General features: G+C 72.3%; 11 protein-coding genes and 3 pseudogenes. 7 read left to right on the top strand and 7 right to left on the bottom strand.

Features of this window, described 5'->3' with window-relative positions; translation table 11 throughout:
• Positions 1-62: 62 nt before the first annotated feature.
• Both HUN58_RS18625 and HUN58_RS18620 read right to left on the bottom strand, forming a co-directional pair.
• The gene (locus HUN58_RS18625) at positions 63-680 is read right to left on the bottom strand and encodes a zinc-binding dehydrogenase (RefSeq protein WP_208745658.1); all 618 of its coding nucleotides are present in this window, start codon (positions 678-680) and stop codon (positions 63-65) included.
• Between the two features lie 671 nt (positions 681-1,351).
• Complete coding sequence (locus HUN58_RS18620) at positions 1,352-1,912, bottom strand: metallophosphoesterase (RefSeq protein ID WP_254631549.1); 561 nt, start codon at positions 1,910-1,912, stop codon at positions 1,352-1,354.
• A 410-nt stretch (positions 1,913-2,322) separates the two neighbouring features.
• On the opposite strand from HUN58_RS18620, the pseudogene HUN58_RS18615 reads away from it, so the two are divergent.
• Positions 2,323-3,239, top strand: a pseudogene (locus HUN58_RS18615) (low specificity L-threonine aldolase).
• Positions 3,240-3,559: 320 nt separating this feature from the next.
• Positions 3,560-4,647: pseudogene (locus HUN58_RS18610) on the top strand (alpha-hydroxy-acid oxidizing protein); the annotation flags it as partial.
• 81 nt (positions 4,648-4,728) lie between these two features.
• Here the strand turns inward: HUN58_RS18610 and HUN58_RS20335 are convergent.
• From HUN58_RS20335 to HUN58_RS18600, 3 genes are all read right to left on the bottom strand, one after another.
• A complete protein-coding gene (locus HUN58_RS20335) occupies positions 4,729-5,004 on the bottom strand; it encodes a hypothetical protein (protein ID WP_217488560.1) in 276 nt (91 codons plus the stop codon).
• The gene (locus tag HUN58_RS18605) at positions 5,001-5,762 is read right to left on the bottom strand and encodes a hypothetical protein (protein WP_217488559.1); all 762 of its coding nucleotides are present in this window, start codon (positions 5,760-5,762) and stop codon (positions 5,001-5,003) included. The genes HUN58_RS20335 and HUN58_RS18605 overlap by 4 nt, the downstream gene beginning before the upstream one ends.
• Positions 5,763-5,922: 160 nt before the next feature.
• On the bottom strand, positions 5,923-7,119 hold the full coding sequence (locus tag HUN58_RS18600; RefSeq protein ID WP_180224851.1) for an ROK family protein: 1,197 nt from the start codon (positions 7,117-7,119) through the stop codon (positions 5,923-5,925).
• Between the two features lie 223 nt (positions 7,120-7,342).
• Between HUN58_RS18600 and HUN58_RS18595 the strand changes: the two genes are divergently transcribed.
• The 4 genes and pseudogenes from HUN58_RS18595 to HUN58_RS18580 all read left to right on the top strand — a co-directional run bounded on the left by HUN58_RS18595 (position 7,343) and on the right by HUN58_RS18580 (position 11,934).
• A complete protein-coding gene (locus HUN58_RS18595; protein ID WP_208745657.1) occupies positions 7,343-8,107 on the top strand; it encodes an ABC transporter substrate-binding protein in 765 nt (254 codons plus the stop codon).
• Between the two features lie 309 nt (positions 8,108-8,416).
• On the top strand, positions 8,417-9,343 hold the full coding sequence (locus tag HUN58_RS18590) for a carbohydrate ABC transporter permease (protein ID WP_141863369.1): 927 nt from the start codon (positions 8,417-8,419) through the stop codon (positions 9,341-9,343).
• Positions 9,343-10,260: a carbohydrate ABC transporter permease gene (locus tag HUN58_RS18585; RefSeq protein ID WP_180224849.1), complete on the top strand. Its 918-nt coding sequence runs from the start codon at positions 9,343-9,345 to the stop codon at positions 10,258-10,260. Before HUN58_RS18590 ends, HUN58_RS18585 begins: the two co-directional genes overlap by 1 nt.
• 71 nt (positions 10,261-10,331) lie before the next feature.
• Positions 10,332-11,934, top strand: a pseudogene (locus HUN58_RS18580) (glycoside hydrolase family 13 protein).
• Between the two features lie 231 nt (positions 11,935-12,165).
• Here the strand turns inward: HUN58_RS18580 and HUN58_RS18575 are convergent.
• Positions 12,166-12,477: a transcriptional regulator gene (locus HUN58_RS18575; RefSeq protein ID WP_058742312.1), complete on the bottom strand. Its 312-nt coding sequence runs from the start codon at positions 12,475-12,477 to the stop codon at positions 12,166-12,168.
• On the bottom strand, positions 12,474-12,683 hold the full coding sequence (locus HUN58_RS18570) for a hypothetical protein (RefSeq protein ID WP_208745656.1): 210 nt from the start codon (positions 12,681-12,683) through the stop codon (positions 12,474-12,476). The genes HUN58_RS18575 and HUN58_RS18570 overlap by 4 nt, the downstream gene beginning before the upstream one ends.
• A 232-nt stretch (positions 12,684-12,915) precedes the next feature.
• On the opposite strand from HUN58_RS18570, the gene HUN58_RS21130 reads away from it, so the two are divergent.
• Positions 12,916-14,457 (top strand): ATP-binding cassette domain-containing protein, encoded by a 1,542-nt coding sequence (locus HUN58_RS21130; protein ID WP_368075765.1) that lies wholly within the window; start codon positions 12,916-12,918, stop codon positions 14,455-14,457.
• The last annotated feature ends 177 nt before the right edge of the window (positions 14,458-14,634 follow it).

The raw sequence follows: 14,634 nt of genomic DNA, 5'->3' as shown, positions 1-14,634 counted from the left end.
GAACGACGAGACGGTCCGACCCCGCAGGGCCGGACCGTCTCGTCGTCGTGGACGGACCTCGCTCAGGACGCGGGTGACGCGCTCCCGCCCGCCATCGTCTCGGTGTCGGCACCGCGCTGCTCGCCGTAGCGGTCGCGCAGGTCCCGGGCCTTCTCGGACCGGTACCAGTCGAGGCGCGCACCGGTCTCGACGGTCTGCATGCCGATCACGACCTTGCCGCGGGAGCGCATCTCGGCCAGGTCCTCGTACGCGTCCACGATGAACTCGAACGGGTAGAAGCCGGAGATGAGCACCTGCACGCGCCGGTCCTGCACGGCCTTGGCGAGCATGACGAGCAGGTCGCGCGCCTCCTCGTCGTCCGCGGGGGCGCGGAGGAAGCGGAGTTCGACGTCGCGACGGTGCTCGGAGGTCACGAGCCGCTCCGACGGCACGCCGAGGCGCTTCGCGAGGTCCGCCGCACCGCCCCCGCCGTGGTTGTCGATGAACGCGGTGATCGCTCGGCCGGCCGCCATCTGGCGGATGCGGTCCTCCTCGCCCTCGCCGTAGGCCACGGGCAGCGTCCCGATCTGGCGCAGGTAGTCGTGGTTCCGCGGGCTGCCGAGCGCGATCACGGTCGCGCCGGCGTCGTGGGCGAGCTGGCACTCGATGTGCCCGACCCCACCCGCGGCGGCGCTGATCACGACGGTGTCCTCGGGGCCGAGGCGCAGGCCGCGGACGATCGTCGCGGCGGTCGCTCCGGCGAGGTACGGGCTTCTTGATGACCGCGCCGCGCGGCACGCGCACCCACGTGGCGTGCGCGCCGCCGTCCGGGGCGTGTCCCATGACCTCGTCGCCGACCTTGAGGTCCTTGACCTCGGCGCCGCGTGCGCGGACGATGCCGGCGAAGTCGACGCCCTGGTGGGCCGGGAACGCGAGGTCGATTCAGGCCGGCGGCGACGACCTCGACGACGACCTCGCCGGGTCCGGGTTCGGGACGTTCCTGCGGGACGAGGTCGACGACGTCGAACCCGCCGTACCGGTCGTACTGCACGGCACTACCGATGCGCATGAGGGACTCCTTCCGTCTGCATGACCCCCGGTGTACTCGCGCCGCCGGGACGGTGTCCGGGAGCGCGGGGTACTCGACGGGTCCCCTCCCGTGGGCGCGGTCGCCCCACGCGAGCACGGGACGGACGGGAGGCACGGCGCCGGTCCGGCACCGTGCCTCCCGTCCGGTCCGTCCCCGGCCGGGTGCCGGGCCGGTCCGCGTGGCCCGGACTGCGCGACTCGGCCTGCGCGACCCGGCCCGCGCAGCCCGGCCCGCGCGACCGAGCCTGCGTCAGCCCTGCGCGGACCGGCCCGTGCCGCGCGCTCAGCGCGGGCCGGCCTGCTCCGCGATCCGCGCGACCGTCTCGGCGTCCAGCGCGAACGCGAGCGGATCCGCGTCCGGCTGGGGAACGCGCACCGGGGTGGACCACACCGAGCCGTCCGGCGCGACGTCCACGATGAGTGCACCGGCGGCGACGTGGGCGGACTCCTCGTCGTACGGACCGACGACGTCGGTGTCGTTCGCCACCCCGGGGGCGACGAGCACGGGGATCCCGCCGAGCGACCCGACGGCGTGGTGGTGCTGGTGTCCGCCGAGGACGACCCGGACGTCCGAGCCGTCGAGCACCTCCGCGAGGTCCTCCGGGTTCTGCAGGCGGAGCGCCTCGTGCAGGAGCGTCGGCGACGGCACCGGCGGGTGGTGCAGCACGACGACCGTGCCGTGCGCCGTGGGCTCGCCGGTCAGCGCGGTCCGGAGCCGCTCGAGCGCCGTTTCGTCGAGGTGTCCGTAGCCGGCGCCGGGGACGCTCGTGTCGACGGTGACGATGCGGAAGCCGTGCACGGTGGACTGTCCGGAGACCGGGACCTCCGGCGGGGTGTGCTCCATCGTGTGCGCGAGCGGCCGGCCGCCCTCGCCGAGGACGTGCCCGTTCGCCAGGACCTGACGGAAGCCAGGCGCCGACGCGCTCCCGAACGGTCCGGTAGGACTCCGGGCTGCCGTCCTCCGACACGTCGCCGGACACGACGACGAGCCCGACGCCCGGGACACCGTCCACGTGGGCGAGCACGGCGTCGAGCGCCGCGGTGGTGTCGACGGACCCCTGGTGGAGTGCACCGTCGCCGGTCAGGTGCGTGTCGGAGAGGTGGAGGATGCGGAGCGACCCCGCGGCTGGCTGCTGCATGGCGCCACGCTAGCGGCGTCGCGCATCGACGATCTGAACGGCGCGTTAGCGTTGCCTGGTGACCGACGACCCGATCGACCTGCGCTCCGACACCGTCACCCGACCGACCCCGGCGATGCGCTCCGCGATGGCCGGCGCCGAGGTCGGCGACGACGTCTTCGGCGAGGACCCGGAGACGAACGCCCTCGAGCGCGAGGTCGCCGACCTGCTCGGGCACGAGGCGGGACTCTTCACCCCGACCGGCTCCCTGGCGAACCAGCTCGGGCTGCGGTTGCACGTCGCCCCGGGCGAGGAGCTGCTCGCCGACGTCCGCGCCCACGTCGTGCGGGCCGAGCTCGGCGCCGCCGCGGTGTTCTCCGGCATCACGACGCGCACGTGGGCCTCGGAGCGCGGACGACTCGTGGCCGCGGCGGTCGAGACGATCGCGGAGCCGGACGCCGGCGCCTACTCGGTGTCGACGACGGCCATCGCGGTCGAGTCGACCAGGTCCGGGCCGTGCAGGCGTACGCGCGGGAGCACGGCATCGCGGTGCACCTCGACGGCGCCCGGCTGTGGAACGCGCACGTGGCGTCGGGCACCCCGCTCCGCGAGCTCGCGGCCGGCTTCGACACGGTGTCGGTCTGCCTGTCGAAGGGCCTCGGTGCCCCGGTCGGCTCGGTGCTCGTCGGCTCCCGGGAGCACGTCGCAGCCGCGCGGGTCTGGCGGAAGCGGTACGGCGCGGGGATGCGGCAGACCGGGTTCCTCGCCGCCGCGGGTCGGTACGCCGTCCGGCACCACGTCGACCGGCTCACCGAGGACCACGCGAACGCCCGGGTGCTCGCCGCGGCGCTCGACGTCGACCCGGCGACCGTCGACACGAACATCGTGTTCGCGGAGGTCGCCGACCCGGGGGCGTTCGTCGCCGGGGCCGCGGAGCGGGGCGTCCGGGTGATGCAGCTCGGACCGCGGGCCGTCCGGCTCGTGACGCACCTGGACGTCAGCGCCGAGGACGCCGCCCGCGCCGCCGAGGTCCTGGCCGCGCTCCCCCGCTGACCGGCGCTGGCGCTCGCGGGCTCCGGCGATCGCGAAACGCAACGTCGGCGGGTTCTCGCAGCGGTACTTCGCTGCGAGAACCCGCCGACGTTGCGTCTTGCGGGAGGGAGCTTGATCGGACGTCTCGCGACATCCCCGGCTCCGTCGACGCGTTGGCGCAGCGCGCTCCTTGCCCGAGAGCGCACCCCTGCCCCATCACCCTCGCCAACGATCTCATACAGACATAGGATGTCTGTATGACCTCGACCGACGATCAGCACCGCGTCGACCCGGCGACCGGGGCTCCGGCACCGACGCCGGGAACCCCGTCGACGAACCGGGTCCGGGTCAAGAAGCCCGCGCTCCCGGGGCGACAGCAGCGGCTCGAGTCCGCGCTGACGATCTGGGACCTCCGCCGGATCGCCGCGCGCCGCACCCCGAAGGCCGCGTTCGACTACACCGAGGGCGCGGCGGAGGCGGAGATCTCCCTCGCCCGCGCCCGGCAGGCGTTCGAGGACATCGAGTTCACCCCGGCGATCCTGCGCGACGTCTCGAAGGTCGACACCTCCCGCGAGGTGCTCGGCGCGCCGACCGCCCTGCCGCTCGGGATCGCGCCGACGGGCTTCACGCGGATGATGCAGACCGAGGGTGAACGCGCCGGCGCCCGGGCAGCCGGGCGGGCGGGGATCCCGTTCTCGCTGTCGACGATGGGCACCACCGCGATCGAGGACGTCCGTGACGCGAACCCGCACGGCCGCAACTGGTTCCAGCTCTACATGTGGAAGGACCGCGACAAGAGCATGGCGCTCGTCGACCGGGCCGCGAAGGCCGGCTTCGACACGCTGCTCGTCACGGTCGACGTCCCGGTCGCGTGAAGACCATCGTCAACGCGATCCCCCGGCCGTGGTGGTGGTTCGACTTCCTCACCACCGAGCCGCTCGCGTTCGCCTCGCTCGACCGGTGGTCGGGCACGGTCGGCGAGCTGCTGGACCACATGTTCGACCCGACGGTCACCTACGAGGACCTCGCGTGGATCCGGGACCAGTGGCCGGGCAAGGTCGTCGTGAAGGGCGTGCAGTCCCTCGCAGACGCGAAGCGCCTGGCGTCGATGGGCGTCCCCGTCCCGTTCCACCTGCTGCCGTCCGTCGTGCGCGAGGTGGGCGGGGACACCGAGGTGCACCTCGACACGGGCATCATGTCCGGCGCCGACATCGTCGCCGCCGTCGCGCTCGGTGCACGCTTCACCATGGTGGGTCGTGCCTACCTGTACGGGCTGATGGCGGGCGGCGAGGCCGGTGTCGACCGGATGATCCAGATCCTCTCCGAGCAGATCGAGCGGACCATGCGCCTGCTCGGCGTCACCACGCTCGACGAGCTCGAGCCCGGTCACGTCACCCAGCTGCAGCGACTGGCCCCGGTCCGGCGCTGATCCGTCGCGGACGCGACCACCCCATGGACGGGAGGCACGGTGACAGCTGGCACCGTGCCTCCCGTCCGGTCCGTGGTCGCGTCAGCGCGTTCCGAAGGGCGCGCGCTTCCCCTCGCCCCAGGCCCACTGCAGCAGGGCGAGCCCGGACTCGTTCGTCACCGCGAGCTTCACGTGCGACCCGGTGCCCTGCAGTTCCTCGAGGCTGTAGGTGTCACCGGTGCGCAGCCCCGGCCAGAACACGGCGCCGAGGTGCCGCTCGCGGACGATCGTCGTGACCGTCTGCAGGAAGGCCACCGAGTTGTCCGCGTCGGCGTTGCCGGTCGTCGCGGAACCGCGGTAGTCGATCCCGGTGGTCATCGGGACCCCGAACTCGTCGAGGACGGTGCGGGCGCTGCACGCCTGGTCGCCGAGTCGGCTCTCGAAGTCGGCGGCCCAGCCCGCGTCGTCGTGCGTGCCCCAGAACCCGTAGAAGTGCTGCGACACGTAGGTCCCGGCGAGTGCCGGCGCGGCGCAGACCGCGTCGACGTGGTCGTTGTAGCCGGTGCCGCTGACGAACAGTCGGTGGCCACCTGGATCCAGTCGGCGGGTGCGTAGCCGAACGGCTCGTTCATCGGCTCGAAGTACACGCCGGCGTCACCGCGGTAGGTGCTCGTCAGCGTGTCCCACATGGCGGTCCAGGCGGCGGGGTCGTCGACGACGCCCTGGTGCCGGGCGGCGTCGATCGCCCCCTTGTAGGACGTCCACCACGCCGTGCCGACGGAGTACGGGTTGACGGGCAGGCGGACGGTGTCGGCGCCGAGGTCCTTCCGGAACTCGCGGACGATCCGCTCCGAGGTCTTGTACACGGTGCGGTAGTCGTCCGACGTCGAGAGCCCCGAGGGGACGACGGGCCCGTTCACGTAGTTGTCCCGCGGGTCGGCCCAGTTGACGCCGTGGAACTGCGTCGGGTCGAGCGCGGGGGTCGGGCCCGGGCGGTGGTGGGTCGGCGCCGCGGCGGTCGGGACCGGGGCGGCGGTCGCGGTGCCGGGGACGGCGAGGGCGAGGGCGGTGGCGCCGGCGACGACGGCGAGCGTGCCGACGAGGCGGCGTCGGCGTGGGGTGGTCGAGGTGTGCATGGGTCCTCCCTGACTGCATCGTTGCAGCGGCACGACGACGTCGTCGTGCCGGTCGTCGGCGCTCCCGCGTGCCCCCTGGCACGCTCATGGCAACGTCAACACGCAAGCAGCGTGGCACTGCGCGGGCGCGGTGTCAACGGGTGCTTGGGCGGCGCGGCGGTCAGGCTGCGGGGACCGGCTGGGCGGCCGGCAGCGGGAACGCCATCGGGTCGGCGCGGACGGTGTCGAGCGCCAGCGCCAGCGCCCCGAGCACGACGACGTCGCCACCCAGCCGGGAGGCCACGACCTCCGGCGTCGGGTCGTACTCCCACGCCGCGAGGTGCGCCCGTGCCCGGTCGATCACCGGCTCGACGGCGTCCGCGATCGCCCCGGCCACGACCACCCGGTCGATGTCGAGCAGGCTCGCGAGCAGCACGCAGACCCGCGCCAGACGATCCCCCAGCGAGTCGACGATCCCGACCGCGACCGCGTCGCCGAGCGCGGCGGCGGTCAGGACGGCCGCGGCATCGGGCTCCTCGTCGCCGCCGAGGAGCGAGGACGCGCCGACACGGCCCGCCGCCCGCGCCTGCCGAACAAGCGTGCGTGCGGTGCGACCGATGCCGTCGGAGGACGCCACACCGTCGACCAGGTCGAGCACCCGGAGCTCGCCGGCACCACCGCGCGCCCCGCGCAGCAGGACCCCGTCGACGACGAGCCCGGCGCCGAAGCGCTCACCGGACAGCAGCGCCGCGAACGAGGCGTCGCCGGAGGACGGCCGTTCGGCGAGGGCCGCCGCGTTCGCGTCGTTCTCGACGACCACGACACCGTGCGGCACGACGTCGGCGAAGCCCGGGTTCATCCGGTTCCAGAACCCGCCGTCGTCCGGCGAGGCACCCGAGGCGTCGACGGGCGCGGGGATGCCGATCACGGTCACGAGCACGCGCGTCGGGTCGACCCCGGCGTCGGCGAGCGCCCGGGACACGGTGTCGGCCGTGACGCCGAGGCGGACCGGGACCTCGAGGCCGGCATCGCCGAGTGCGCCCTCGGCCCGTGCGAGCACCGTCCCGCGCAGGTCCGCGACGAGCGCCGTGACGCGGTGCTGCCCGGCGTCGACCCCGACGACCACCCCGGCTCCCGCGTCGAGTTCGTAGCGGCGGGCGGGTCGGCCCTTCCGGTACTCCTCCCCCGCGGCCCGGGCGTCGTCGAGGTCTCGGAGCCACCCGAGCCGGACGAGCTCGGCGCACGCGGCGAGGACGGTCGAGCGGGTCAGGCCGGTGGCGTCGATGGCCTCGGTCGCGGTGAACGCGGCGGCGTCGAACGCGGACGCCAGGACCGTCTCGGCGCTGGTCGCACGAGCGGGCTCACGGCGTCGGGACATGCGCTGACCCTACCGCGGGGAACATTGCTTGCGCGATTAGATTTTCTGAGTAGATTAAGTGTCGCGAGCCGGCACCGACGCCGGTCCGCTGACCGGGACGGCAGGGACGCCGGGTCCGGACGGACGGAGACGACGTGCGACCACACGCCACCACCAGGGGACACTCGCCGCGTGCGCCCCGCTCGGCGGTTCGAGCAGCCGACCCGAGACGATCACCTTCTACGTGTCGAAGCCCGAGGTCATCGGCTACTTCGACGACGTCATCGCGAAGTTCCACGACAGCCAGTCGAAGATCCGCGTGGTCCGCGACTCGACGTCGAACATGTCCGCGAACTTCGTCCGGAACCGGCCGCCGGACCTCGGGTGCCTGAACTACAACTACGCGATGGTCTCGTTCGTCGAGCACGGCGCCCTGACGGACCTGTCGGACCTGCCCGAGAAGGACACGATCAACCCGGACCTGTGGCCGCTCATGCAGCAGACGGCCGACTACCCGGGCCGCACCAGCGTGCTGCCCTACTCGGTGACGGCGGCGTCCGTGATCTACAACAAGCGGATCTTCGCCGACCAGGGGCTCGAGGTGCCGACCACGTGGTCGGCGTTCCGCGACGTGTGCGAGCGGCTCGTCCGCGCCGGCATCACCCCGATGTACGGCACGTACAAGGACAACTGGACGAACGCCCAGGGCATGTTCGACTACTCGGTCGGCGGCATGCTCGACCTGCAGCAGACCTTCGCCGCGCTCGACCGCGAGGGAATCCGGGTCGGCAAGGGCTCCCGTGTCTCGTTCGAGAAGGACTTCGCGGCGCCCGTGGACCGCATGGTGGACCTGCTCCAGTGGCACCAGAAGGGCGCCGCGAGCCGCGGGTACGGTGACGGGAACCTGGCGTTCGCGCAGGGGAAGGCCGCGATGTACCTGCAGGGACCGTGGGCGCTCGGCGAGATCGCGAAGTCGAACAAGGACGTCGAGCTCGGCAGGTGCGCGTGAACGTCGACCTGGGGCTCTGGATCCCGGAGGCGTCGCGCAAGCAGGAGGCCGCGCGCGAGTTCCTGTCGTTCCTGATGAGCCCGGCGGTCAGCGACCGGTACAACGCCGACAACAACGGCTTCGGCGTCCGCAAGGACTCCCCACCGGTGTCGAACCCCGCTCTCCGTGGCATGCAGGACTCGTACGACCGCGCCGCCTTCTCCCTCGGCGAACTACCTGCAGTCCATCGCCTTCGGCGGTGCCCCCGCTCCGCAACTCCGCACCCTCGACGGCGACTGGGCGCGGCTCGCGCTCACGACCACCGAAGCGATCACGACGGCGGACCGCCGCCGACGGGGCGGAGCCGCACCGCGCCTCCAGGCCGGCAGCCGCGGACGCCGGAAGCGCATCGAGCCGCTGTTCCTCGTCTTCCTCGTCCCCACCCTGGTGCTCTTCACGCTCGCCATCACGCTGCCGGCGGTGATGGGCATCGTGCTGAGCTTCACGGACTCCGTCGGGTTCGGCGAGTTCCGGTTCACCGGACTCACCAACTACGTCGCCGTGTTCTCCGACCCGGCGATCCTGCAGGCGTACCTGTTCACGATCGGGTTCTCGCTCGTCACCGTCCTCGTCGTCAACGCGATCGCGTTCCTGCTCGCCATCGCGCTGACGTCGAAGGTGCGCGGGAAGATCGCGCTCCGGGCGGTGTTCGTCCTGCCGATGGTGATCTCGGGCATCGTCATCGCCTACGTGTTCTCGTTCCTGTTCGCGAACTCGCTGCCAGCGCTCGCCACCGCACTGGGCTTCGCGCCGCTCGAGCAGAGCATCCTCGCGAACCCGGACCTGGCGTGGGTCGCGATCGTGGTCGTCACCGCGTGGCAGGCGATCCCGTCGACGCTCCTCATCTACATCGCCGGGGTGCTGTCGATCCCCGGCGAGGTGTACGAGGCCGCCGCCCTGGACGGGGCGAGCTCCTGGCGGCAGCTCGTGTCGATCACGGCCCCGCTGACGGCGGGCTACATCCTGATCAACCTCGTGATCGGGTTCAAGAACTTCCTCAACTCCTACGACATCATCGTCGGCCTGACCGACGGCGGCCCCGGTACCGCGACGACCAGCGTCGCGATGTCGATCTTCAAGGGCTTCAGCAGTGGCGACTACGCCTACCAGATGGCGAACGCGACGATCTTCTTCGTCATCGCGGTCGTGATCGCCGTGATCCAGCTGCGGGCGACCCGCGGGAAGGCAGCGCTCTGATGACCATGCAGGCACCCCTCCGACCGGGCACCACCGCGACCGGGTCGATCCGCTCCGTGGACGCCGACCGCACCGCCGGACGACGCGGCGGCGGCCGTGGCGACCGCGCCAACTGGCCGGTGACGATCGTCCTCGTGCTGTGCGCACTGTCCGTCCTCGTCCCGCTGTACGTCACGGTGACGATGGCGTTCAAGACCACGAGCCAGGCCGTCGACGGCAACGCGTTCTCGCTGCCGGCGCCGTTCAGCGTCGACGGGTTCGTCCAGGCGTGGGAGCTCACCGACTTCCCGCGGGCGTTCGGCGTCTCGGTGCTCATCGCCGCGATCACCGTCGCCGGGACGATCCTGCTCGCGTCCTTCACCGCGTACGCCATCGCCCGGAACTGGGAGCGCCGGCTGTTCCGCTGGTCGTTCTTCTACCTGCTCGCCGCGATGTTCCTGCCGTTCCCGGTCCTCGCACTGTCGCAGGTGAAGCTCACCGGGCTGGCGCACCTGGACAACCCGCTCGGCGTCGCGATCCTGCACGTCATGTTCCAGCTGTCCTTCAGCGTGCTGCTGTTCACCGCGTTCCTGCGGTCGATCCCGGCCGAACTGGAGGAGAGTGCACGCATCGACGGCGCGACCACGGGACAGGTGTTCTGGCGACTGGTGTTCCCGCTCCTCGCACCGATGAGCGCCACCGTCGGCATCTTCGCGTTCCTCGCGTCCTGGAACGACTTCGTGATGCCGTCGCTGATCACCTCCGACCCGGCGCTGCAGACCCTGCCGGTGCTGCAGCAGATGTTCCAGACCCAGTTCAGCAACAACTACAACGTGTCGTTCGCCTCGTACCTGATGGCGATGGCGCCGGCGATCATCGTCTACCTCGTCACCCAGCGGTGGGTGATGGCCGGGGTGACGCAGGGCGCCATCAAGTGACCGAGCCGAGCACCGCCACGACCACGACCCCCACTCCCACTCCCACTCCCACGAACGACGGAAGGCCCGACGTGACCGACACCCTCGCCCAGCCCGCTGCGACCACCACCGACGAGACGTGGTGGCGTCAGGCGAGCGTCTACCAGGTCTACCCGCGTTCGTTCGCCGACGCGGACGGCGACGGCATCGGCGACCTGCCCGGTGCGACGAGCCGCGTGCCGTACCTGGCCTCGCTCGGCATCGAGGCGGTCTGGCTCAGCCCGTTCTACCCGTCCGCCCTCGCCGACGGCGGCTACGACGTCGACGACTACCGCGACGTCGACCCGCGGCTCGGCACGCTCGCGGACTTCGACGACATGGTCGCGGCGCTGCACGGCGCCGGCATCCGCGTGATCGTGGACATCGTGCCGAACCACACGAGCGACCGGCACGCCTGGTTCCGCGAGGCCCTCGCGGCACCGAAGGGCAGCCCGGAGCGGGACCGCTACGTCTTCCGCGACGGCACCGGCCCGGACGGGCAGGAGCCGCCGGCCGACTGGGTGTCGATCTTCGGCGGCCCCGCGTGGACCGCGGTCGGCGACGGTCAGTGGTACCTGCACAACTTCGCGAAGGAGCAGCCTGACCTGAACTGGGCGAACCGCGAAGTCCGCGACGACTTCCTGCACACCCTGCGCTTCTGGTCCGACCGCGGGGTCGACGGCTTCCGCATCGACGTCGCCCACGGTCTCGCGAAGGACCTGCCGGCCGGCGAACTGCCCACGTGGGCCGAGGTGCTCGCGAGCCCGAAGGACGGCGCGCACATCCTCTGGGACCGCGACGACGTGCACGAGATCTACGCCGAGTGGCGCCGGGTCTTCGACGAGTACACCCCCGCCCGCACCGCGGTCGCCGAGGCCTGGGTCGCCGCCGACCGCCGCGCCCGGTACGCCTCCGCCGAGGGACTCGGGCAGGCCTTCAACTTCGACCTGCTCGAGGCCGACTTCGACGCGCAGCAGTTCCGGACGATCATCGAGTTCAACCTCGGGCTCGCCGAGCAGTCCGGCTCGTCGACGACGTGGGTGTTCTCGAACCACGACGTCGTCCGGCACGCCACCCGGTACGCGCTCCCGGCCCGCAACGGCGCCGAGGAGAAGCAGGGCGCCGCGTGGCTGCTCGCCGGCGGCCGGCAGGAGGACCTCGACCGCGCCCTCGGGCTCCGGCGCGCGCAGGCGGCGACGCTCCTGGAGCTCGCGCTGCCCGGCTCGGCGTACCTGTACCAGGGCGAGGAGCTCGGCCTGCACGAGGTCGGCGACATCCCCGACGCCGAACGACAGGACCCGGCGTTCTTCCGGAACCCGGGCGTCGACGTCGGCCGCGACGGCTGCCGCGTGCCGATCCCGTGGACCCGCTCGGGGCCGTCCTTCGGCTTCGGCACGGGCGGTTCGCACCTGCCGGCTCAACCTGTACCGGAAGGCCCTCGGCCTGCGCGGCCAGCTCCAGTCCGAGGAGCACCTCGAGTGGATCGAGACCGGCCGCGACGACGTGCTCGCGTTCCGTCGCCCGAACGGGTGGACGAGCGTGACGGTGTTCGGTGACGAGCCGTTCGCACTCCCCACCGGCGAGCTCCTGCTCGCCTCCGCGCCGGTGGCAGACGGCGCCCTGTCGGGTGTGGGGACCGCCTGGTTGCGTTCCTGACGGGACCAGCAGGCGGACGGGAGGCACGGTGCAGGCAGGCACCGTGCCTCCCGTCCGTCCCGGGGTCGCGTCCCGCACCCGGCGTGCCGTGCCGATCCGCGCGTGGGGTGCCGATCCGCGCGTGGGGTGTCGATCCGCGCGCGGGATGGCGATCCGCGCATGGGAGGTCGCCCCTTCCGACCCGCCATGCGCGGATCCGCCTCCCACGTCACCCGTGATGGGACAGATCGCTCAGGACGAGCTCACCGGCCCCGCGATCTCCCGGAGCGCGGCGAGGTGCGCCTGCCACGCGAGACGACCCGCCCGCGTCAGGGTCAGCGACGTCCGCGGGGTCCTGCCGACGTGCGCCTTGCCCACCGTGACGTACCCGGCCGCCTCGAGCGCGCTGGCCTGCTTGCTCAGCGCGGAGTCGGTGACCTCGAGCGCGTCCCGGACCTCGCGGAACGAGAGCGTCCCGGCCCGGTCGAGCGCTGCGACGACCGAGAACCGCACCGGGTTCTGCAGCAGGTCGTCGAGTCGGTGTCGCGGGTGCGAGCTGCTCATCCGCGGGACTCCCACGCGGCGCAGGCGAGCGACACGACGAGGACGAGACCGTAGGTCAGCCCCCACGCGGCGACGTAGGTGATCCACCGCCGGCCGCGGGCGAAGGCGGCACGACCACGGATCGCGGCGCTGAACCACAGGACGAGCGCGAGCACGACGACGATCGTGCCGACGTACGCCGCCGCGAAGGCACGGCCCGCTGACATCCCCATCGCGAAGGTCCCGAGGGACGTCGTCGCGCCGAGGGCGACGATGAAGGCGACGTACGGCCACCGGACGGCGTCGTGCGTGCGACGGGCGAGACGGTCGGCGTGCGCGAGGGTTCCCCCTCTGGTCCCTCCCCACCCCGGGAAGTGTTCCCATCATGGCAACTACTTTCCAATGTGGCAAGTACCGGTACCCGGCGACCCCCGCCCCACCGTCGGTAGGGTCGGCACCATGAGCGGGGCGGACATCAGCGTGCAGGACTTCGTGATGCGCTTCGGCGACCGCGACGTGGTCGACGGCCTGTCCTTCGACGTGGCACCCGGCGAGACGTTCGGCCTGCTCGGCAGCAACGGCTCGGGCAAGACCACCACGATCCGGGCCCTGCTCGGCATCACGACCCCGACCGCCGGCACCCTGACGGTCGACGGCGTCCCGTACCGACCGGCGACCGGCGGCATCGGCTACCTGCCCGAGGAGCGCGGGCTCTACCGCAAGGAGTCCGTCATCGACGTGATGACGTACTTCGGCATGCTCCGGGGCCTGCGCCGTCCCGAGGCGACCGCGTGGAGCACCGCCTACCTGGAGCGCGTCGGGCTCGCGGACCGTGCGAAGCTCCGCGTGGACAAGCTCAGCGGTGGGCAACAGCAGAAGGTGCAGCTCGGCATCACGATCATGGACCGCCCGCGCCTGCTCATCCTCGACGAGCCGACGAAGGGTCTCGACCCGGTCAACCGCCGGCTGCTCCTCGACCTGGTCGCCGAGCGGAAGGCCGACGGCGCCACGGTCGTGCTCGTGACGCACCACATGGACGAGGTCGAGCGGCTGTGCGACCGGATCCTCCTGCTCAAGGACGGACGTGCCGCCGCGTACGGCAGCATCCCCGAGGTGCAGGACGCCTTCGGTGGTGCGGTGGCACACGTGACGCTCGACGGCAGCGTGCCGAAGTCGCCGCTGTACCGGGTGGTCCGGCACCGACGCCGCCGCGCCGGACGGATCGGACGTCCTCGCCGCGCTCGTGTCCGCCGGGGTGCACGTGACCGGGTTCACGATGCGGCGGATCCCCCTCGACGAGATCTTCGTGCAGGTCTACGGCCACGACGCCGGGCACGACGACCTGCCCGCCACGAGCGAGCACGAGGAGACCAGCACCAGCACCGGCACCGGCACCGGCGCGAGCGGGGCAGCCGCGTGAGCCGCCTGGGGACGGTCGTCCGGTTCGAGTTCGTCCGCGCCGTCAAGAAGCCCGCGTTCTGGATCGGCACGCTCGCCCTCCCCCTGGTCGTGGTCGTCGTGTCGCTGCTCGTCGGGGTCGGCCAGGCCGCGGGTGCGGACTCGGTCAGCTCGAGCTCCTCGGCCGCGAAGACCCCGTTCCACTACGTCGACCGCTCGGGGCTCGTCGACCGCTCGGTCGCGGCGAGGTGGGGCGGCTCACCGTCCACCGACCCCGAGGCCGACCGGGCGGCTGTCCGTGCGGGGCCCACATCGAGGCCGCCGACCGCGGGCTCTTCGAGAACGGCGGGTACTCGACCCTGGCCGAGCGGGTCCTCGAGCAGAGCGTCGCCGCGTCGGTGGACGACCCGGAGTCGGTGTCGATCCTGCGCTCACCGCCGGACACCGACCTCCGCACCTGGTCGGACGGACACGTCGCGCCCGGCTGGCTGTCGATCGTGCCGCCCTTCCTGTACGTCGCGGCGTTCTTCGGCATCGTCGTGCTGCTCGCCACCCGCATGGTCACGGTGGTGGTCGAGGAGAAGGAGAACTCACGGCGGGTGAGCTGATCCGCGGCAAGGTCGTCGCGATGCTGCTCGTCGGCTTCGTGCACTCGTCGGCCTGCCGCTCGTGGCCGCGCGACTCGGTGGCCTGACGGTGGACCCGTGGCGGATGGTCGTCGGCGCGCTGCTGCTCGTCGGCGGGGTCCTGCTCGCGTCCGGGTTGTTCGTGGCGGTCAGC

This window comes from Curtobacterium sp. Csp1, from assembly GCF_013347185.1.
This window is presented reverse-complemented; position numbering and strand designations above follow the sequence as displayed.

Excerpts from the sequence above, each read along its gene's own strand:
- HUN58_RS18600 (WP_180224851.1), bottom strand. The coding sequence starts at position 7,119 with ATGTCCCGACGCCGTGAGCCCGCTCGTGCGACCAGCGCCGAGACGGTC.
- HUN58_RS18585 (WP_180224849.1), top strand. The coding sequence starts at position 9,343 with ATGACCATGCAGGCACCCCTCCGACCGGGCACCACCGCGACCGGGTCG.
- HUN58_RS18620 (WP_254631549.1), bottom strand. The coding sequence starts at position 1,912 with ATGGAGCACACCCCGCCGGAGGTCCCGGTCTCCGGACAGTCCACCGTG.
- HUN58_RS18575 (WP_058742312.1), bottom strand. The coding sequence starts at position 12,477 with ATGAGCAGCTCGCACCCGCGACACCGACTCGACGACCTGCTGCAGAAC.
- HUN58_RS18605 (WP_217488559.1), bottom strand. The coding sequence starts at position 5,762 with ATGCACACCTCGACCACCCCACGCCGACGCCGCCTCGTCGGCACGCTC.
- HUN58_RS20335 (WP_217488560.1), bottom strand. The coding sequence starts at position 5,004 with ATGACCACCGGGATCGACTACCGCGGTTCCGCGACGACCGGCAACGCC.
- HUN58_RS21130 (WP_368075765.1), top strand. The coding sequence starts at position 12,916 with ATGAGCGGGGCGGACATCAGCGTGCAGGACTTCGTGATGCGCTTCGGC.
- HUN58_RS18570 (WP_208745656.1), bottom strand. The coding sequence starts at position 12,683 with ATGTCAGCGGGCCGTGCCTTCGCGGCGGCGTACGTCGGCACGATCGTC.